The 18,048-nt window shown below is 76.6% G+C and carries 17 protein-coding genes; 9 read left to right on the forward strand and 8 right to left on the reverse strand.

The features are described 5' to 3' along the window. The first annotated feature begins 43 nt into the window (after nt 1-43). The 4 genes from MUK52_RS01930 to MUK52_RS01945 all read left to right on the forward strand — a co-directional run bounded on the left by MUK52_RS01930 (nt 44) and on the right by MUK52_RS01945 (nt 3,712). Nucleotides 44-1,585: an IucA/IucC family protein gene (locus MUK52_RS01930; RefSeq protein WP_114055552.1), complete on the forward strand. Its 1,542-nt coding sequence runs from the start codon at nt 44-46 to the stop codon at nt 1,583-1,585. Nucleotides 1,586-1,596: 11 nt separating this feature from the next. Then, nucleotides 1,597-2,268, forward strand: a complete 672-nt coding sequence (locus tag MUK52_RS01935; RefSeq protein WP_114055551.1) for a class I SAM-dependent methyltransferase — start codon at nt 1,597-1,599, stop codon at nt 2,266-2,268. 104 nt (nt 2,269-2,372) lie between these two features. Next, on the forward strand, nt 2,373-2,795 hold the full coding sequence (locus tag MUK52_RS01940; RefSeq protein ID WP_284574319.1) for a hypothetical protein: 423 nt from the start codon (nt 2,373-2,375) through the stop codon (nt 2,793-2,795). Beyond that, the gene (locus MUK52_RS01945) at nt 2,780-3,712 is read left to right on the forward strand and encodes a S1 family serine peptidase (RefSeq protein ID WP_162793194.1); all 933 of its coding nucleotides are present in this window, start codon (nt 2,780-2,782) and stop codon (nt 3,710-3,712) included. Before MUK52_RS01940 ends, MUK52_RS01945 begins: the two co-directional genes overlap by 16 nt. Here the strand turns inward: MUK52_RS01945 and MUK52_RS01950 are convergent. Together MUK52_RS01950 and MUK52_RS01955 are read right to left on the reverse strand one after the other, a co-directional pair. Then, on the reverse strand, nt 3,666-4,061 hold the full coding sequence (locus MUK52_RS01950) for a hypothetical protein (RefSeq protein WP_114055548.1): 396 nt from the start codon (nt 4,059-4,061) through the stop codon (nt 3,666-3,668). The two genes, MUK52_RS01945 and MUK52_RS01950, sit on opposite strands and share 47 nt — an antisense overlap. A gap of 145 nt (nt 4,062-4,206) precedes the next feature. Then, complete coding sequence (locus MUK52_RS01955) at nt 4,207-4,755, reverse strand: HXXEE domain-containing protein (protein ID WP_284574321.1); 549 nt, start codon at nt 4,753-4,755, stop codon at nt 4,207-4,209. Nucleotides 4,756-5,032: 277 nt separating this feature from the next. Here MUK52_RS01955 and MUK52_RS01960 point away from each other — a divergent pair, with 277 nt between their 5' ends. Further along, nucleotides 5,033-5,155, forward strand: coding sequence for a hypothetical protein (locus MUK52_RS01960; RefSeq protein WP_284574322.1), 123 nt, complete (start codon nt 5,033-5,035; stop codon nt 5,153-5,155). A 92-nt stretch (nt 5,156-5,247) separates the two neighbouring features. Here the strand turns inward: MUK52_RS01960 and MUK52_RS01965 are convergent, their stop codons facing one another. Beyond that, a complete protein-coding gene (locus MUK52_RS01965; protein WP_114055547.1) occupies nt 5,248-5,670 on the reverse strand; it encodes a DUF350 domain-containing protein in 423 nt (140 codons plus the stop codon). A gap of 238 nt (nt 5,671-5,908) precedes the next feature. Here MUK52_RS01965 and MUK52_RS01970 point away from each other — a divergent pair, with 238 nt between their 5' ends. From MUK52_RS01970 to MUK52_RS01980, 3 genes are all read left to right on the forward strand, one after another. Further along, the gene (locus MUK52_RS01970) at nt 5,909-7,792 is read left to right on the forward strand and encodes an ABC transporter ATP-binding protein (protein WP_114055546.1); all 1,884 of its coding nucleotides are present in this window, start codon (nt 5,909-5,911) and stop codon (nt 7,790-7,792) included. A 109-nt stretch (nt 7,793-7,901) separates the two neighbouring features. After that, a complete protein-coding gene (locus MUK52_RS01975; RefSeq protein WP_114055545.1) occupies nt 7,902-8,285 on the forward strand; it encodes a VOC family protein in 384 nt (127 codons plus the stop codon). Nucleotides 8,286-8,460: 175 nt separating this feature from the next. Further along, complete coding sequence (locus MUK52_RS01980) at nt 8,461-8,961, forward strand: gluconokinase (RefSeq protein WP_284581630.1); 501 nt, start codon at nt 8,461-8,463, stop codon at nt 8,959-8,961. 40 nt (nt 8,962-9,001) lie between these two features. Here MUK52_RS01980 and MUK52_RS01985 read toward each other — a convergent pair whose 3' ends face one another. From MUK52_RS01985 to MUK52_RS02005, 5 genes are all read right to left on the reverse strand, one after another. Beyond that, nucleotides 9,002-9,235 carry a hypothetical protein gene (locus MUK52_RS01985; RefSeq protein WP_284574323.1) on the reverse strand — a complete coding sequence of 78 codons (234 nt, stop codon included), beginning with the start codon at nt 9,233-9,235 and terminating at the stop codon, nt 9,002-9,004. Further along, entirely contained in the window at nt 9,232-10,086 is an 855-nt protein-coding gene (locus MUK52_RS01990; protein ID WP_114055543.1) for a hypothetical protein, read from the reverse strand. The genes MUK52_RS01985 and MUK52_RS01990 overlap by 4 nt, the downstream gene beginning before the upstream one ends. Nucleotides 10,087-10,136: 50 nt before the next feature. Beyond that, the gene (locus MUK52_RS01995; protein WP_284574324.1) at nt 10,137-11,276 is read right to left on the reverse strand and encodes a cytochrome P450; all 1,140 of its coding nucleotides are present in this window, start codon (nt 11,274-11,276) and stop codon (nt 10,137-10,139) included. 315 nt (nt 11,277-11,591) lie between these two features. Then, nucleotides 11,592-12,458, reverse strand: coding sequence for a serine hydrolase domain-containing protein (locus MUK52_RS02000; RefSeq protein WP_284574325.1), 867 nt, complete (start codon nt 12,456-12,458; stop codon nt 11,592-11,594). Between the two features lie 193 nt (nt 12,459-12,651). Then, nucleotides 12,652-16,236 carry a S8 family serine peptidase gene (locus tag MUK52_RS02005; RefSeq protein ID WP_246042528.1) on the reverse strand — a complete coding sequence of 1,195 codons (3,585 nt, stop codon included), beginning with the start codon at nt 16,234-16,236 and terminating at the stop codon, nt 12,652-12,654. 161 nt (nt 16,237-16,397) lie between these two features. Here MUK52_RS02005 and MUK52_RS02010 point away from each other — a divergent pair, with 161 nt between their 5' ends. Then, nucleotides 16,398-17,954 (forward strand): MFS transporter, encoded by a 1,557-nt coding sequence (locus tag MUK52_RS02010; RefSeq protein ID WP_472912661.1) that lies wholly within the window; start codon nt 16,398-16,400, stop codon nt 17,952-17,954. The last annotated feature ends 94 nt before the right edge of the window (nt 17,955-18,048 follow it).

Genomic DNA, 18,048 nt, shown 5'->3' on the forward strand with positions numbered 1-18,048 from the left:
CACCACAACGTCCCGTGAGAGGAACAGGGTGTCGCACCCCAGCATGAACCTCCCCGACTCCCCGGCCGAGGAGGCCGTCTCCGCCGAACTGGCCGAGGTGCGTCCTGCGCTGGTCGCCGCGTACGGGGCGGCGCTCGGCGGCGCCCGGGCCGCCGTGCTGACCCGGCTGTGGCGGGCGCTGGCCTCGGAGCCGCTGCCGTGGGTGGCGCGCCGCGAGCGGGGCCCCGGCGGCACGGCCGTGCTGCTCGCCGACGGACGGCGCCTGGAGGGCCCGCCGGCGGACCCGTACGCCACCGCGCCGCACGTCACCGGGCTCCGCCTCGGCGGGGCGGTGTTCTCGCAGGCGGGACGGCTGGTGAGGGCGCTGGGCGTGCCGCACGGCGAGGCGTTCGCCGCGGAGCTGGACGACAGTACGGCGTCGCTGGCGCTGTCCCTGGCCGGCCAGCCCGATGGGCCGGAGGAGGCGCCGGCGGCTGCCTGGGAGTGGGAGCAGCGGATCGTCGACGGCCACCCGTACCACCCCAGCTGCCGCTCCCGTCCCGGTTTCACGGTGGCCGAGCAGCTGGCGTACGCGCCGGAGCACCGGCCGGTGGTCGAGCTCGCCGCGGTGTCCGTGCCGGCCGCGGAATGCCTGGTCACCGGCGAGTGGCCGGACCGGTTGCGCCAGGGCGGGCGGATCCTGCTGCCCGTGCACCCGTGGCAGGCCGAGCACGTCCTGAAGCAGGCGGACCGTATCCCGCTGCCCGGCGCCGCGGCCCACCCGCTGATGGCGCTGCGGACCCTGAGCCCGGTCGGCGGCGGACCGCACGTCAAGACCGCGCTGAGCACCCGGCTGACCTCCTCCGTCCGGGACATCTCCCGGTACTCGGTGGAGACGGCCGCCGCGGTGTCGGCGTTCGCCCAGGGGCTCGCCGCCCGGCTGGACGGGCGGCTGCACTTCACCCGGACGCTCGCTGCGGCCACCGCCCACGGCCCGGACCTGGCCGCGGTGCTGCGCGAGCCCCCGGAGGCGTACGCGGACGCCGCGGCCGGCGAGCAGGTCGTGCCGGTCGCGGCACTGGCCCTCGCCCCGTTCGCCCGATCGGCGGACTGGCAGGCCCGTTTCGCGCGCCTCGCGCTGCCGGTGTGCCTGCGCGTGCTGGAGCTGGGGGTGGCCCTGGAGGCGCACGGGCAGAACCTGCTCGTCGTCCTCTCCCCCGGCGGGGACCCGCTGCGGCTGGTCTACCGGGACCTGGCCGACGTACGGATCAGCCCGGCCCGGCTCGCCCGGCACGGCCTCGCGGCGCCGCCGGTCGCGGGGCGGCTGGTCACCGACGACCCGGTGGTGCTGCGCCGGAAGCTGTTCGGCTCCCTCGTCGCGGGCGCCCTGGCGGCGACCGCAGGCTCGGCGGAGGCCCTCGGCCGGGCCCTGGCCGCGGCGGCACCGGAGCTGCCCGCCACGGACGACACGGCGGCGCTGCTGGCGGACCCGCTGCCGGCGAAGGCCCTGACCCTGATGCGGCTGAGCCCGGAGGTCCCGGGCGACCAGTGGACGGCCCTGGACAACCCCCTTATGGGGGGTGAGCGGGCAGTCCGGGCGGGCTAGTCTCCGGGAGCATGAGCGAGACCGCGTACCTGAGCTCCGTACGGGCGTCCTACGACGCCGTCGCCGTCGACTGCGCCCGGCTGCTCGGGACGGCCCTGGACGGCAGACCGCTCGACCGGGCCCTGCTCGCGGCGTTCGCCGAATCGGTTCGGGCCGGAGGGCCGCGGGGCGCGGCGGGCCCGGCGGTCGCGGACCTGGGCTGCGGGCCGGGCCGGATCACGGCGCACCTGAACCGGCTCGGCGTACGGGCGTTCGGCGTGGACCTCTCGCCCGCCATGGTGGCGGTGGCCCGGCGGAGCCACCCCGGGCTGCGGTTCGAGGTGGGCGCCATGGGCTCCCTGGACGTGGCGGACGGCGCCCTCGCCGGGGCCGTGGCCTGGCACTCCACCCTGCACACCCCGCCGGAGGAGCTTCCTTCCCTGTTCGGGGAGTTCGCCCGTGTCCTGGCTCCCGGCGGGCACCTGCTGCTCGCCTTCGGGGCGGGCGAGGGCCGGGTGCGCCTGGACCGCGCCTACGGGCATGCCGTCGACCTGACCGTCCACCGGATGCCCCCGGACCGGGTCGCCGAACTGCTGTCCGGTGCCGGGCTGGCGGAGTCGGCCCGGCTCGTCCGGCAGCCCGAGGCCGGCGAGGACTGCCCGCAGGGCTTCCTCCTGGCCCGCAAGGCCTCCCCCGCCGCTTAGCGCCTGTACGGAGTTGCCCCGCGGCGTGGGCCGTTCGGGCGGCTGTTCGGCGGGCCCGGGGCCGCCTGCGCCGGGATCGGCGCGGGCGATGGCAGGAAGGTGGAATGGCCCTCCACCGACGCCGGCTCCTCGGCAGCGCGCCCGCCGCGGTCCTCGCGGCCGCCGGCGCGCGCCGCCCGCCGGCGGCCGGCCTCTCCCGCGGCCTCGGCTGCGCGGCCCCCGCCTGCGGGCTCGGCGGGCGCGTGGTCCTCCCGGGCGGCCCGGACGGCCCGGAGGCCCAGCCCTTGCCGCCGCGCCACGAGGGCATCGCCCCGGCCGCGGTCGCCTGCCCGGCGCGCGCCGGCGCCGCCTGCCCGGACTCCGCCTGCCGCTCCCGCGTGCCCGTCGCCCCCCGCGGCGGCGTGCTCGGGCCGAACCTCGCCCGGCGGCAGGCGGTGCGGCGCACCCGCGGCCCGGCCGGCTGTTCCGCCTGCCCCAGGCCGTCCGAACGAGGAGCACCGAGGAGTCCTGCATGCGACGAACGCTGACGGTGGCGGCGCTGGTGGCCGCCCTGCTGCTGCCCGGCGGGCCGACGCCCGTGGCCGAGGCCGGCAGCGGCCGGCCCGCCGCGACCGGCCGCTGGTCCGCCGAGGAGGCGGAACGGTTCTGGACGGCCGACCGCATGGCGTCGGCGGCCCCCGTCAACCCGGCCGGGCCGGACGCGGCCGCCGCAGCGGCCGAACCGGGCACGGGCAAGGACTTCGACGGGATCCCGTCGGTCGGCCGCATGTTCGTCATGAAGGACGGCGGCGCCTACTTCTGCACGGCGAGCGTGGTCTCCTCCCCCGGCCGGAACCTGGTGCTGAGCGCCGCCCACTGCCTGCTCGGCACGGACGCCCGCCAGGTGGCCTTCGTCCCCCGGTACACGGCCGGGAACCCGCAGCCGTACGGCATGTTCCCGGTGCTCCGCGACGCGCGGGGCCGTTCGAAGGTATGGATCGACCCGCGCTACCGGAGCAGGGGCGCCGACCTGGCGGCGACGCTGGATGTGGCGTTCGCGCAGGTCGGGCCGGACGCGGACGGCTTCGCGGTGGAGGACGTCGTCGGCGGCAGCCGGCTGGTCACGGGCGGGCCTTTCGTACACCCGGCGGTGACGCTGATCGGCTATCCGGCCTCCGCGGCGCGCCCGCGGCTGTGCGTGAACCGCACGACGCGGTTCACCAGCTCCGATCCGGGCATCCCCGGATCGTTCCTGCGGATCGACTGCACCGGCTACCCGGGCGGGACGAGCGGCGGCCCGTTCCTGGCGCGCTTCGACAAGCGGACCGAGACCGGCGACGTGGTGGGCGTGATCGGCGGCTGGAAGACCGGCGGGGACACCGCCGACACCTCCTACAGCCCGTACTTCGGCGCGGAGGTCAGGACGTTGTACCGACAGGCGGTTGCCGGGGCAGCGTCGGGGTGACCACCCGCACCCACCTCGTCCGCCTCGGGTTGCCGACGGAGCGGGGCAGGGCCGGGGCCTGCCCCGCCGTCAGCGGGTCGGCAGGCGGCAGGGCGAGCTGCCGGCGCAGGTCGGCGAGGGCGGCGTGGACGGGCGCCAGGATGACCTCGGCGCGCGGGTGGGCGTGCGCCAGCGCGTGCGCGGTGGTCTCGATGGCCTCGGCGGCGTCCTCGGCCGCCGTGCGGCTCCACCCGCCGGCCCCGGAGCCGCTCCAGGGTGCGACGGCGTCGTAGAGGTGGCACGCGGCATCGGCCGCGGTATCGGCCCGCTCCCCGACACCCGGCGCCGCGGTGATCGGCAACTGCTCCATGCCGCCTCAACGAGCGTCCCCCGCCCCGGGGAACGACCAACGGCCCGCGGATCGCCCGGCGGCAGGGCGCAATGCCGCGGCCCGGGCTCTGGTGCCCCCGCGTCGGCCTCCGCGGCCATCCCGGGAGAGGACCGGTGCTCCGTGCTCAGCGGGTGCAGCGGAGTCTGCGCAGCAGCATCCGGCCCGCGATGTTCGCGCCCGCGGCGGCGGCCCCCGCGAGTGCGAGGCCCTGCAGCGCGTCCCGGGGCCGGGTGGGCCGGAGTACGCCGGCGCGGCGCAGCCGGCCGCGGGCCCACAGGCTGAACGGGACCACGACCAGCGGCGAGGTCACCACACCCGGCGTGTAGCCGCGGACGGCTGCGGCCTGACCCATGTGGACGAGGCCGTGCAGGCCGAAGCCGGTCAGCGAGGCCTGGTAGAAGCCGGACCGGCCGCCCGTGCGGTGGCCGTCGACCGCTGCCGCGCCGACGACGAGGGCCATCATGCCGACCGCCGCGGCGAACTCGCGGCCGTCCACGGAGCCGAGGCGGTCCCAGACGCGGTCGGGCAGCAGGCCCGGTCGGCGCTCGCGCAGTACCGGCACGTGCTCCCGGGACCAGCGGCCCATCGCCGCGACCTCTTCGATGTCGTGGAGGGCCCACGCGGCGAGCAGTCCGAGCGTGACAGAGGCCGTCACCTTGTTCGATTCCTTCATGGGGTTCAGTCTGCCGAGCCGCGGGCCGGGACGGGTGGTGTTGTCGGTCAACTGGCGTGTCCGCAGGGGCTGGTGTGACGGACGCGGGGCGCGGGCGGCGGCACATAGGCTGGTCGGATCATGAGTGATCGCGACGACGAGCCACGCAACAGCCCTCGCCCCTCCCGCCACCGCCTCCTCCGGCCCGCCGCCGCGGGGGGCTCCGGGCCGGGCTCCGGGCCGCCGCCGCGCGGGCCGGGGTGGTTCACGGCGGTGCTGCGAGCACCGGCCCGCCCCGGTGGGGATCGCCCGGTACGCGCGGCGGTTCGAGGAGCCCTGGACGCGGGTGCCGGCGGCGTGGCGGGCGGCCGCCGGGCTGCTGGCGGCGGGCTTCGGTGTGTTCGCGCTGGGGCTGGCCTGACGGGCCCCGTGCCCGGCGGCCGGGGCCGTACGTGCGAGAGCGCCGCTCCCCTGCCGGGGGGCGGCGCTCTGCCGGTGCGGTCCGTCGGGCCGTCAGGCGATGGAGGCGGCGACGATCGCCGCGACCGACAGGTTGCAGCAGGCCGTCACCCACACCGCCGGGTGCGGCTGCGGGTCGACCACTATGGCGCCGAGCTTTCCGGGGGTGACCCAGTCCAGGACGACGAAGGCGATCGCCATCAGGACCAGGCCGAGCAGGCCGAACGCGGCCGTGGACATCAGGCCCTTGCCGAAGTCGTCGTACGTCGTCCAGATCGAGGTGAAGACGATGCCGCCGATGCCGAGGAGCGCAGAGCTGAGCGTGATCGCCGCGTTGCGGTTGCGCTCCTCCCAGATCAGCTTCGGGAGCTTCCCGGGCGTCAGCACGTCAACCAGGACGATGCCGAGGATCAGGAGGACCATGCCGAGCGCGCCGTAGGCGCTGGTGCGGCCGAGTCCGTCGATGATGTCGCTCATTGGGAAGCCTGTCTTCGCGGGGGTCGGGGATCGTCGGTACCGGTGTCGGGTGCCGGAGCAGTGGCCGAATCTATCGCACGCGCCCGCCGCGGACCATGGGCAGGTCGGCAACGGTGGGGAGCGGGCGGGATCCGCCTCCGTACACCCCCGGCCTGGGAGCCCCGACGGGGCCCGGGCCAGGGCGGGTTGGCGTACGGCGTTGACCTCAAGCGGGATCGAGGTCCTAGCGTTTCGCACCATGGACATGGAAGTCACCGCCTGGACCTCGATGCACGGCATGGTCAACTCCCGGCAGGAGCGCCGCCGGATCTCCCGGGCGAGCCTGCGCCGCATCGCCGCCTTCGCCCGCCCGCACCGCCGCAGGCTCGCCCTGTTCCTCGCCCTCAGCAGCGTGACCGCCCTGCTGGCGGTGGCGTCCCCGGTCCTCGCCAGCAGGGTCGTCAGCGCCGTCGTCGACGGCCGGGAGGCTTCCACCGTGGTGCGGCTCGCCCTGCTCATCGCCGTCGTCGCCGTCGCGGAGGCCGGGCTCGGGCTGCTCGCCCGGAGGCTCTCGGCCTCGCTCGGCGAAGGCCTGATCCTCGACCTGCGCACCGCCGTCTTCGACCACGTGCAGCGGATGCCGGTCGCCTTCTTCACCCGGACCCGGACGGGCGCGCTCGTCAGCCGCCTCGGCAGCGACGTGATCGGCGCGCAGCGGGCGTTCAGCAACACCCTCTCAGGGGTGGTCGGCAACGTGGTCACCCTGCTGCTGGCCCTGGCCGTCATGCTGGGCATCTCCTGGCGGATCACCCTGCTGGCGCTGCTCCTGCTGCCGGTGTTCGTGGTACCCGCGCGCCGGATGGGGACGCGGATGGCGGCCATGCAGCGCGAGGCGGCCGCGCTCAACGCCGCGATGAACACGCAGATGACGGAGCGTTTCTCCGCTCCCGGAGCCACCCTCGTCAAGCTGTTCGGGCGGCCCGCCGACGAGTCCGCGGAGTTCGCGGCCCGCGCCCGCCGCGTCCGCGACATCGGCATCCGCACCGCGACGGCCCAGTCGGTGTTCGTCACCGCGCTCACGCTGGTCTCGGCGCTGGCCCTCGCCCTCGTGTACGGGCTCGGCGGCTACCACGCCCTGCGCGGCAGTCTCGACGCCGGCAGCGTCGTCGCCCTCGCGCTGCTCCTGACCCGGCTGTACGCCCCGCTGACCGCGCTGGCCGGGGCGCGCGTCGAGGTGATGAGCGCTCTCGTCAGCTTCGAGCGGGTCTTCGAGATCCTCGACCTCGAACCGCTCATCGCGCAGAAGCCCGGCGCCGTGGCGGTCCCGGACGGGCCGGTCTCCGTCGAGTTCGACCGGGTCTCCTTCGGCTACCCGTCCGCCGACAAGGTCTCCCTGGCCTCCCTGGAGGAGGTGGCGGCACTCGACAGCCGCGGCGGCACCCGGGTGCTGCACGAGGTGTCGTTCCGCGCCGAACCCGGCCGCATGGTCGCGCTCGTCGGCTCCTCCGGGGCCGGCAAGTCGACCATCGCCCAGCTCCTGCCGCGGCTGTACGACGCCGACGAGGGGTCCGTCCGCATCGGCGGCACCGACGTCCGGGACCTGACGGCCGAGTCGATCCGCGACACGGTCGGCATGGTGACGCAGGACGGCCACCTCTTCCACGAGTCCGTCCGGTCGAACCTGCTGCTGGCCCGGCCGGACGCGACCGAGGAGGAGGTGTGGGAGGCCCTGCGCCGCTCCCGGCTCGACGACCTGGTCGCGGCGCTCCCGGACGGCCTGGACACGATCGTCGGGGAGCGCGGGTACCGGCTGTCGGGCGGTGAGCGGCAGCGGCTGACGATCGCCCGCCTCCTGCTGGCCCGGCAGCGGGTGGTCATCCTCGACGAGGCCACCGCGCACCTGGACTCCACCTCGGAGGCCGCCGTGCAGGACGCCCTCGCCGAGGCGCTGTCCGGGCGGACCGCCGTCGTCATCGCGCACCGGCTCTCGACGGTGCAGGCGGCGGACCTGATCCTGGTCGTCGAGGACGGCCGGATCACGGAGCGCGGCACGCACACCGAACTGCTCGCCGAAGGCGGCCGCTACGCGGAGCTGTACCGGACCCAGTTCGCGGCGGGCGAGGACGCCCCGGCCGCGGTCTGACCGCCGGCACTGCTGCGAGACGCCCGGCCGGCGGGCCGCCGAGCGGCGGCGCACCGGCCGGGGGCGCATGATGCCGCAAGGACCCCGATCCCCACGCATGGAGCGAGCGATGGACATCAAGCTGGAACTGGTCGCCGTACCCGTCACCGACGTCGACCGGGCGAAGGCCTTCTACGAGCAGGTCGGCTTCCACGCCGACCACGACGTCACGGTCAGCGACGACATCCGGTTCGTGCAGCTGACCCCGCCCGGCTCTGCCTGCTCGATCGCGGTGGGGCGGGGCCTCACCCGAATGGCCCCGGGGTCGCTCGACAACCTGCAAGTGGTCGTCAAGGACATCGAGGAGGCCCACGCCGACCTCAGGGGACGGGGAGTGGAGACGACCGGGATCGAGGACCTGCCCTGGGGCTCGTTCGTCTACTTCACCGACCCGGACGGCAACCGCTGGTCCGTCCAGCAGACCACCCCGCGCACCGCCGCCGCCCGGCAGTGACCGCCTGACCCGCGGCGCCGCAGGTCGCGTCCGGGGCGCCGTAACGTACGGGGAAACGGGCTTGACCGCGCCGCGAGGGCGGCGGGGGCGGCCGGGCGGCGAGGACGGCGGGGGTGGACCGGTGGCGGCGGACGGCGCGAGGAGCCCGGCGGGCGGCGGGCGCGTGGTGGTCGTGATGGGCGTGGCCGGGACCGGGAAGTCGACCGTGGGGCGGCTCCTCGCGGAGGCGCTCGGCGTCCCGTTCGAGGAGGGCGACGACCACCACCCGCCGGCGAACGTCGCGAAGATGTCCGCCGGGATCCCCCTGGACGACGGCGACCGCCGTCCCTGGCTCGACGCCATCGCCGCCCGGCTGCGCGAGCGGCCCCCCGGCACCGGCGCCGTGGTGTCCTGCTCGGCGCTCAGGCGCGCCTACCGCGACCGGCTGCGCGCGGCCGAGCCCGGTGCCGTCTTCGTGCACCTCGCCGGCGACCGCCGGCTGATCGGGGGCCGGATGGCGGCGCGCAGCGGGCACTTCATGCCCGCCGCCCTGCTGGATTCGCAGTTCGCGGCGCTGGAGCCGCTCGGTCCGGACGAGCCCGGTGTCGTCGTCGACGTCTCCGGCACCCCGGAGGAGACCGCGACCCGTGCTCTGGCGGTGCTCGCGGGGATGGAGGAGGGCCCGCGCCGGTCCTGACGCCCGGCGGGGCCCCGGCCCTGCCGCACCGGCCGCGCCGTCAGCGCTCCCGGAGCCGGGCCGCGGCCAGTGCCAGCCCGTCCGCCGCGGTCGAGCAGCGCTCGGCGAGGGCCGCGACCTCGGCGCGGAACGGCGCCGCGGGAGGCCCCTGCTGTTCGAGCTCCCCGGCGGCGGCCCGCAGCCGGTCCGCGTGCAAGCGCAGCGCCTCGCAGTGGGCGCGCAGGCCGTCGGCGGGGTCCGGTGCGGCCGCCCGGAGCCGGGCCGCGGCCGTCACCGGGCCCGCCAGGGCTGGACGAGGAGAAGGCCGCCCGTGCCGATGAGGCCGAGGGTGTGCACGCACCCGCGGTGGTCCGGCCTCGGTGCCGCGGCGGCGGCCCCGGCCGGTGTGCGGCGGCGCCGCGCCCTCCCCCGCCGGCGGCCGTGCCCGCGCCCGCCGTCCCGGTCGAAGAAGGCGCGTACGGCCGCCCCGAGCCCCTGGAGCGGTTCGGCGGTCACCGCACGCCCGGTCGCGACCTGCCAGCCGGCGTGGTCGTTGAACGGGTTCGCGTCCGTCAGCGCGTGCCAGGCGAACAGGTCGGCGAACGAGGGCGTCAGCAGGGCGAATGCCCGTTCCGCGCCCTGCTCCCGCATGACGCGGCGGAATCCGCGCACGGCAGCCGCCTGCCGGTCCTCGTCCACGGCGCGCAGGATGGCCGCCCCGTCCGGGTCGGCGAGCAGCCCGGCGCGGTCCAGTCCGGCGGCCCGGATGCGGGCTTTCAGCCCGCAGACCGCGAGGCTCACGGCGAGGCTCTCCCGGCCGGTGAGGACGCCCGCGAGCCAGCCGGCCCGGGCGACGCCGCGGCCGCGCGGGGCCCAGCCCAGGCCGGCGGGGTCGGTGAGGGTGCGCAGCAGGGCGCGGCGGGCGCGCCTGCTCCGGCGGTGCCCGCCGGGCCTGCGGGGGCCGGCGCCGTCGGTGCGGGGCCGGCCGGGCCGGTGGGCGGGGAGGCGTGGCCGCAGGGCGAGTTCGGTGGCGAAGCGGGCGGCCTCGGCGACGGCGTCGGCGGCCTCGGCGAGTTCGCGGCACACGGCGCCCAGCAGCTCGGCGTCCGGTGCGGTGGACGCGGAGGAGTTCACGGCGTCGGACATGGGATCCTCGCGGGGAAGTCGGTGGCGGGAAGGGCGTCGCCGGCGGTGTGTCAGCGACCGATGAGGGTGAGCCGGATGCCGCGCGGGTCGAGGACTGCGGGCAGCGGCCCGTGCGGGTCGAGCACCGGCCGGATGCCGGTGATGCGGCTGCGGCGCAGTACCTCGGCGCACAGTGCGGTGGTGATCAGCAGGCCCAGGCGGTCGCCGGGGCAGCGGCCGGGTCCGTGGCCGAAGGGGGCCATCCGGAGGTCCTCCTCCGCCCCGGGCGTCTTCCACCTTCCGGGGACGAAGACGTGGGCGGCGGGGACCTGTACCGGGTCGCGCTGGTGGAAGTGGGCGGGGAGCAGGACGCGGGTCCCGGCCGGGTGGTGCACGCCCCGCCACACGGTCTCGGTGCGGGTGGTGCGGACGAGGTCGGGCACGGCCGGGTAGAGGCGAAGCGCCTCCCGTACGCAGGCCTGGAGCCGGGCCAGTGCTGGCGGGTCCGTGCGGGCGGCGGCCTCGGCGGCGGCCGCCTGCTCGGCGGGGTGGGCGCCGAGCAGGAGCAGGGTGCGCAGCACGGTCGCGGGGACGCTGTCGAGGACGGGCGCCCAGGGGTGCGCGGGGCATCCGGGGCCGGGATGCGGGTGGCGGTCCGGGCGGTCGCCGGCGGGGTCGGGCTCGTGCTGCCCTCGGCGGTGCAGCAGCCGGCCGAGCCGGGCGGCGGCTCCGGCCGGGCCCTCGGGCGGGGCGGCCCCGCCCGAGGGCCCGGCGGCGGGGGCGAGCCTCCGGGCGGCCCTGGCGACGGCCTGCCGGAGGCGGACGAGTTCGAGGGTGGTGGCGGAGGCCAGCGGGCGTGCTTCTTCGGCCAGTACGGTCCGCAGCCCCTCCGCGGGCGGCAGCGCGGGGGCCGCCCCGCCGGGCGCCCCGGCGCCGGGGAGGTCGTAGAACTGCTGCATCTCGCGGCGGTCCAGCAGGACGAGGACGGGCCCGGAGATGTCGTGGACCAGGACGGGCGCGCCGCCGTGGCGGTCGCGCAGCTCCCGCAGCACCTCCGCCGGGAAGGCGGGGCGGGTGCCGGGAACGCTGCGGACGAAGAAGGGGAGCGCGCGGGTGGCGGCGAACCGGACGGACTCGGCCCGCCCGGCCCGCGGCGACGGCCCGCGCTGCCCGCGGGCGACGGCCCCTCGGGTCGTTCCGGGACCGGTCACGGCCGCACCGCCTCCCCCGGGTCGGCCCGCCGGCCGCCGCGGCGGCGGCCCTGTCCCCTGCGGGCCCTGTGGCCCGCGCGGGGCGGGTTCGGGAACGGTGCGCAGGGGGTGCCTCCGCGCGGTGGGGAACCAGCGGTGGGTGACATGGGGCTCACCGTACGTCGATCTTGGAGGGGGCGCGCTCCGAGCGCACGCCCGTACGGCGGCCCCGGTCGCGGTGCAGGGCGGTGCGGGGCGGAAGCGGGGCCGTTCCCGGTACCGGTGCGGGCGGCAGCCGTCCGGGCGACACGCCGCCGTGGCGGGGGGCGGTGCGGGTCAGGGGGCGGGCGGCGGCGCGAACACCGCCGCGCGGAACGCGGCGCGCGGCCGGCCGTCCCCGTCGGCGGGCAGCAGCACGGCCCAGCGCCGGCGGCGCGGGCAGACCCAGACCGCGGAGGCGTCCCCGTACGACCAGGTGCCGTGCGGTGCCGGGTGCCACAGCAGGCCGCGGGCGGGGGTGAGTTCGCCTGTGCGGATGCGCAGGGAGCCGTCGGTCCAGGAGCGGGCGACGGGGGTGTCGGAGGAGGAGACGAGGTGGGTGAGGAAGCGGGCGAGGTCGGCGGGGGTGGTGGGCAGGGAGCCGTCGGCGAGGCTCGTGCGGGTCATGCCGAGGGGCTGCCAAACCAGGGTGGCGGCGAGCTCTCCGAGCGGGGCGCCGCCGAGGTGTTCGGCGAGGCGGGTGAGGGCGGCGTCGGCAGCGCCGTCGTGGGCGGGGTTCCGGCGGGTGAGGAGCTGGTGGGCGGTGGTGCCCGGGGGGAGTCCGGCCGCGGCGCGGTCCCCGTAGGCGCGGAGCGGGGTGTGCAGCCCCAGCGCCTCGCCGGCGACGAGGCTGCCGAGGACGGGCCAGAGGGCGAGGACGCCGGCCAGGCCGCCTGCGTCGTACGGGGCCTCCTCGGGCGGCGCGGCCGGCGGGGCGGCGGCGTCCGCGGGCCGGCGGGGCGGGGCGGAGCCGGCGAGGGCGCCGTGCGGGCCGCCGGCCGCCCAGGCGGCCCGCACGGCGCCGGCCCGGTGCAGTGCCTGCCGCACCCGTGCGGCCAGGACGTCCGCCTCGTGCGGGGGCGGGGCATCCGGTTCCGCGGGGGCCGGTGCCGGCCGCCCCGGCGGGTCCCCGGGCCGCTCGGCGGCGTCGCTCTGGAGCGTCATGGTGCCCCACGCTAACGACCGGCTGACCGGCCGCCCGGCCGCGCCGCTGCGCGGTGCCCGGCGGCCACCCGAATGCCCCTGCGGGATGCGGAGGGCGGGGCGCCGTGCGGCGCCCCGCCCCGGGGTGTGTCACCTCACCGGACACGGGGTTCCGGTCAGGCGGGTGCTTCCGGTGCGGCGGGTGTGCCGACCGTCACCGGGCCCGGCCGGCCTGCGGTGCCTGGTCGGGGCGGTCCGTCACCCTCAGCGTGTTCACCAGCGGCTTGCCGAAGCCGGAGTGGGTCACGAAGCGGACGTTCAGCACGCCGTCCGTGACGGTCACCGTGTAGCTCCGCGTCAGGGCGGTGTAGTTGCCCGCCTCCAGCGCGATGTCCAGGGAGGGCAGCACCTCCCTGCCCTCGACGAGGACGTCGAAGACGCGCCGGTCCGGCTTGGCGGAGGACAGCTCTGCGAAGCCGAGCTCCACCGTGTACGTGCCGTTGGGCACGTTGTCGAAGCGGTACTCGTACATTCCCTCGCGGGCGTTGCGGAACATCCGCTGGTCGTCCGTGCCGGCGATGGTGCGGCCGGTGCTGCGCACCGCCGAGCTGCCCTGGTAGCCGTACGAGCCGGCGGTGTACTTGCGGTCCGGGGACCAGCTGTCGCCGAGGGCGTCGGTGGAGGCGTAGCCGGAGCCCGTGTCCAGGGCGGTCTGGTAGCGCGGGACGACGACCTTGACGGGGACCGTCAGGACGGGGCTGCGCCCGCTCACCGAGGTGATCTTCAGGTCGGCGGTGAGGACGGTGCCGGCGGCCAGGCCGGCGCTGTCCACGGCCAGGGAGACCGTGGCCCGGCCGCCCGTGGGCAGGGTGCCGGCCGACGGGGTGGCCGTCAGCCAGGGCGCGTCCTCGGCCACCGTGAAGTCCGTCCCGAGGCCCGGGTTGGTGAGGTCGAGGGTGCGGGTCCGCTTCTGGTCGGCCGGGAGGACGACCTCCACCGCGGGCCTGGCGGCGGTGACGCGGCCGGTGCGCAGCGACTGCGTGACCGGGGTGACGCCGGCGGCCTTGACGTCGACCGTGGCGGCGGCCGCCTCGTAGGCGGGCGCGGTGATGGAGACGGCCCGGGTGCCGGACGGGCTCTGGACGACGTAGCCGCCGTCCGGGGCGGTCGTCGCCGAGACGGCGGCGTCGCCGGTGCCGACGGTGACGGTGGCGCCGGCGACGCCGTTGCCGTCGTTGGCGTCGAGGACGCGGCCGGTGACGACGCCGCTCTTGGTGGTGCGGAAGGAGATGGTCAGGCCGTCGCCGATGACGGGCGTGTTGAAGGAGTAGGCGAAGGCGTCGGTGCCCGTGGCGTTCTCCACCCCGACCGTGGCCGTGGAGCCGCCCTTGATGCCGGTGCCGCCGGTGCCGCGGTAGGAGTAGGTGACGGTTCCGTCCTCGCCGACGGTCGCGGAGAAGGAGAACCTGTCCGCCTGCGCCGACCAGTGGGAGACGTTGCGCCACTCGATGGTGAACTGCCGGTGCGGGGCGGTGCCCCTGACGGCGGTGAAGACGCCGGATCCGCTGCCGGCCGCGCCGACGACGAGGTCGTCCCAGAACGGGTAGAGGGCGGCGTTGGGGGTGGCGGTGCTCGGCAGGTCGCCGTTGATGTCGCCGGTGTGGGCGCCGCCGAAGCTGACGGTGCCGTTGGTGCCGATCCAGGCCTGGCCGTACGTCTTGCCGTACAGCGGCAGCGGGAAGGGCAGGTCGACGCGCTCGGTGGTGTTGTCGCCGGTCAGGGCGAGCTGCCGGTCCCCGGCGGGGTGGTCTGTGCCGGTGGAGGCGGCGCAGGCGTAGCCGTAGGCGTCGGTGCGCTCGGGCAGGGCGACCTCGACCGCGGTGTCGCCGGCGACGGTGGCGCGGGCGGTGCCGGGGCTCACACAGCGGGAGGAGTGGGTCGCCCGCAGGTCGTAGGTGCCGTGCGGCAGGGTGACCTCGAAGCGGCCCCGGTCGTCGGCGGTCGCGGTGACGGGCGTGTCCGCGATGGTGACGGTGGCGCCTGCGGCGGGCCCGGACGGCGCGGTGACGGTGCCGGTGAGCCTGCCGGAGGGGGCCTGGGTGAGGGTGAGGTCGCCGGTGGCGGTGGTGTTCTCGGTGACGGTCGCGGTCGCCGTCTCCTGGCCGTAGCCGAACTTGGCCGCGGTCAGGGTGTACGTGCCGACGGAGAGGGAGCGGAAGGCGTAGGTGCCGTCGGCGGCGGTGGTCGTCGTACGGCTGATCGGTCCGGCGGCGGTGACCTTGGCGCCGGCGACGGGGGCTCCGCCGGATGTCACGGTTCCGCCGAGGGCGCCGGTCGGGCCCCGGGGGGCGTTGGAGACGGCGGCGAGCGCGTCGAGCTTGCCCTCGCCGAAGACGTTGTTGTTGGCGGCGGTCCCGCCGCACTGGCCGTTGTCGGTGTCCTGGGCGGTGGTGCCGAGGAGCTGCTCCGTCTGGGCGATGTCGCCTTCGAGGGCGGGGGCGGCGGACCAGAGCAGGGCGACGGTGGCCGCGGTGTGCGGCGAGGCCATCGAGGTGCCGGAGAAGGCCTCGTAGGCGCCGCCGGGCACGGAGGAGCGGACGTTCACGCCAGGGGCGGCGATGTTGGGCTTGACGATGCCGCCGGGGCCCGCGCCGCGGGAGGAGAAGGAGGCGATGGTGCCGTTGACGTCGAAGGCGCCGGAGCTGTAGGAGGCGGCGTAGTCGCCGGGGGAGCCGCTGGTGGAGCAGCCGGGTCCGGCGTTGCCGTTGGAGAAGGCCGGGAAGATGCCGGCGGCCCGCCAGGTGTCGACGACCTGCCGGTACCAGTCGTCGTGGGCCGCGCTGCCCCAGGAGTTGTTGACGACGTGCGGGGCGAGATCGGGCCGCGGGTTCTGGCCGTTCAGGTCGGTCGGGGCGACGATCCACTGTCCGGCCGCGAGCAGCGAGGCCTCGGAGCAGGAGTTGGTCTCGCAGCCCTTGGCGGCGATCCACCTGGCGCCCGGGGCGACGCCGATCTTGTTGGCGCCGCCGTCGTCGCCGACCATCGTGCCCATGGTGTGGGTGCCGTGGTCGTTGTTGTCGCAGGGCGCGGCCGTGGGGCAGACGCCGGCGGGGTCGAACCAGTTGTACTGGTGGTCGAGGCTGCCGTCCGCGCTCCTGCCGCGGTACTGGCCGGCGACGGCCGGGTGGGTGTGGTCGACGCCGCTGTCGATGTTGGCGACTACGATGCCCTCGCCGCGCACGCCGAGCTGCTCCCACACCTGCGGGGCCTTGACGCGGTCGATGTTCCACTCGACGGCGTCGGCCGCGGCCTTCTCCCGCTTGCCCTCGGCGGGGCTGGGCAGGGTGATCCGGTCGTCGGCGTCGATCCGGGACACCTCGGGGCGCCGGGCGAGCGTGCCTGCGAGCTTCTCGGTGCCGACGACGCGGACCGCGTTGACGATCCAGAAGGAGGTGTACTCCGCCTTGGCGTTGTCCAGGGCCTTGCGGACCTCGGCCTGGGTGCGGGCGGCGTGGTCGCGCTTGGTGCGCAGAACCGTTTCCGCTTTGGCGGTCCGGGTGGTCTGGCGCGCGGCCGCCGTCAGGTCGGCCGCACTGTCCAGGTAGACCCAGAAGACCGCTTTGGCGGAGTCGCCGAGCTGGGCGCGGAGCTTGGGCTCGATCTTGCGCTCGGCCGCGCCCGGGGACGGCGCGGGTTCCGGTGCGGCTGCGGCGGCTCCGGCGCCCAGGGGCAGGAGCAGTGCTGCGGTGAGGGCGGCCAGTGCCGCGCGTAAGGATCGTCGTGTGTTGCGTTGGGCCACGTGTGGTCTCCTCGTACGCCGTGTGCAGGTTGTGCGGATAAGGCGTGCGTGACGTGCGCGGTCATGGTGAAGGAGAGTCATGGCCATTACAAGAGCGCCTAACGAGCCGTATGTGCGCCCGCCGGGTGGCCCTTGCCCGCCCGGCGCGCGAGCCTGGGGACGTGACCGGTTCCGCACCCTCCGGGCCCGCTTCGGCGGGTAAGCCCGCCGCGCCGTCCGCCGCCGGCGGGGCCGCGGGCGGCGTCCCCCTGGCGACCGCGCGGGGGCGGTGGATCGTGCTGGTCACGGTGCTGGGCTCGACGATGGCCCTGCTCGACTCGACCGTCGTCAACGTGGCCCTGCCGCGGATCGGGGAGGACCTCGGCGCCGACCTGGCCGTCCTGCAGTGGACCGTCAACGCGTACCTGCTCACACTGGCCGGCCTGATCCTCGTCGGCGGCGCCCTCGGCGACCGGTTCGGGCGGCGCCGGATCTTCGTGCTCGGCGTCGCGTGGTTCGCGGCCGGGTCCCTGCTGTGCGGGCTCGCCCCGAACGCGGGCGTGCTGGTCGCCGCCCGGGCCCTCCAGGGGGTGGGCGGGGCGCTGCTGACACCCGGTTCGCTGGCCCTGATCCAGGGTTCCATCGCCCCCGCCGACCGCGCCCGCGCCGTGGGCCTGTGGTCCGGGTTCGGCGGGGTGGGCGCGGCCGTCGGGCCGTTCCTGGGCGGCTGGCTGGTGGACGGGCCCGGCTGGCGCTGGGTGTTCCTGCTGAACGTGCCGCTGGCCGCGGTGTGCGTACCGGCCGCCCTGCGGCACGTGCCCGAATCCCGCGACCCGGCGGCGCACGGCCGGTTCGACGTGCTCGGCGCCTTCCTCGGCGCAACCGCCCTCGCCCTGCTGACGTACGCGCTGATCGAGGCCCGGTCCGGGGCCGCGCTGGTGACCGCCTCGGCCGTCGGCGCGGTGCTGCTCGGGGCCGCGTTCGTGTACGTCGAGCGGAGGCGGGCCCGCCCCATGGTGCCGCCGGACATCTTCGCGTCCCGGCTGTTCACCGCGGTCAACCTGGTCACCCTGTGCGTGTACGCCGCGTTCGGCGGCTTCTTCTTCCTGGTGGTGCTCCAGCTCCAGGTCGTCTGCGGGTACTCCGCCCTCGCCTCCGGGGCGGCGCTGCTCCCGCCGACCGTGCTGATGCTGCTGCTGTCGGCGCGGTCGGGCGCCCTCGGGGAGCGGATCGGGCCCCGGATCCCGCTCACCGTCGGCCCGCTGCTGTGCGCCGGGGGGATGCTGCTGATGCTGCGGGCCGGGCCGGGCGCCCCGTACGCGACGGACGTGCTTCCCGCCATGGTCGTCCTGGGCCTCGGCATGGTGACGCTGGTCGCTCCGCTGACGGAGGCCGTACTGGCCTCGGTGGACCCGGGCCGGGCGGGCCTGGCCAGCGGCATCAACAACGCGGTCGCCCGCGCGGCCGGGCTGCTGGCGGTGGCCGCGCTCCCCCTGCTGGCCGGAATGGGCCCGGAGGCGTACCGCTCGGCGGACCTCTTCGACGAGGCGTTCGGGCGCTCCATGGTGTGGTGCGCGGCGGTCCTGGTGGCGGGCTCCGCCCTGGCCTGGACGACCGTGCGCCGCCCGCGGCCCGCCGCCCCGTGCCACCCGCAGTGCCGCACCCACTGCTCGCTGGCCGCTCCCCCTCTGGAGCCGCCGGCCGGGGGCACGGGCTCAGCGCCCCCTCCCGCCGCCTGACCCGCGCGCCTCCCCGGCGGCCCGGAAGTTACCGGGACGCGTGTCGTGACTTCACTCGCAGCTGGCAGTAGAACTCGTTGCACCGCCAGAGAGT

Source organism: Streptomyces sp. 2P-4 (assembly GCF_030167965.1).
GTDB classification, from domain to species: domain Bacteria; phylum Actinomycetota; class Actinomycetes; order Streptomycetales; family Streptomycetaceae; genus Streptomyces; species Streptomyces globosus_A.

What these genes read in the sequence shown, in the direction of transcription:
- MUK52_RS01930 (WP_114055552.1), top strand. Translation starts at nt 44, where the DNA reads ATGAACCTCCCCGACTCCCCGGCCGAGGAGGCCGTCTCCGCCGAACTG.
- MUK52_RS01935 (WP_114055551.1), top strand. Translation starts at nt 1,597, where the DNA reads ATGAGCGAGACCGCGTACCTGAGCTCCGTACGGGCGTCCTACGACGCC.
- MUK52_RS01940 (WP_284574319.1), top strand. Translation starts at nt 2,373, where the DNA reads ATGGCCCTCCACCGACGCCGGCTCCTCGGCAGCGCGCCCGCCGCGGTC.
- MUK52_RS01945 (WP_162793194.1), top strand. Translation starts at nt 2,780, where the DNA reads ATGCGACGAACGCTGACGGTGGCGGCGCTGGTGGCCGCCCTGCTGCTG.
- MUK52_RS01950 (WP_114055548.1), bottom strand. Translation starts at nt 4,061, where the DNA reads ATGGAGCAGTTGCCGATCACCGCGGCGCCGGGTGTCGGGGAGCGGGCC.
- MUK52_RS01955 (WP_284574321.1), bottom strand. Translation starts at nt 4,755, where the DNA reads ATGAAGGAATCGAACAAGGTGACGGCCTCTGTCACGCTCGGACTGCTC.
- MUK52_RS01965 (WP_114055547.1), bottom strand. Translation starts at nt 5,670, where the DNA reads ATGAGCGACATCATCGACGGACTCGGCCGCACCAGCGCCTACGGCGCG.
- MUK52_RS01970 (WP_114055546.1), top strand. Translation starts at nt 5,909, where the DNA reads ATGGACATGGAAGTCACCGCCTGGACCTCGATGCACGGCATGGTCAAC.
- MUK52_RS01975 (WP_114055545.1), top strand. Translation starts at nt 7,902, where the DNA reads ATGGACATCAAGCTGGAACTGGTCGCCGTACCCGTCACCGACGTCGAC.
- MUK52_RS01980 (WP_284581630.1), top strand. Translation starts at nt 8,461, where the DNA reads ATGGGCGTGGCCGGGACCGGGAAGTCGACCGTGGGGCGGCTCCTCGCG.
- MUK52_RS01990 (WP_114055543.1), bottom strand. Translation starts at nt 10,086, where the DNA reads ATGTCCGACGCCGTGAACTCCTCCGCGTCCACCGCACCGGACGCCGAG.
- MUK52_RS02000 (WP_284574325.1), bottom strand. Translation starts at nt 12,458, where the DNA reads ATGACGCTCCAGAGCGACGCCGCCGAGCGGCCCGGGGACCCGCCGGGG.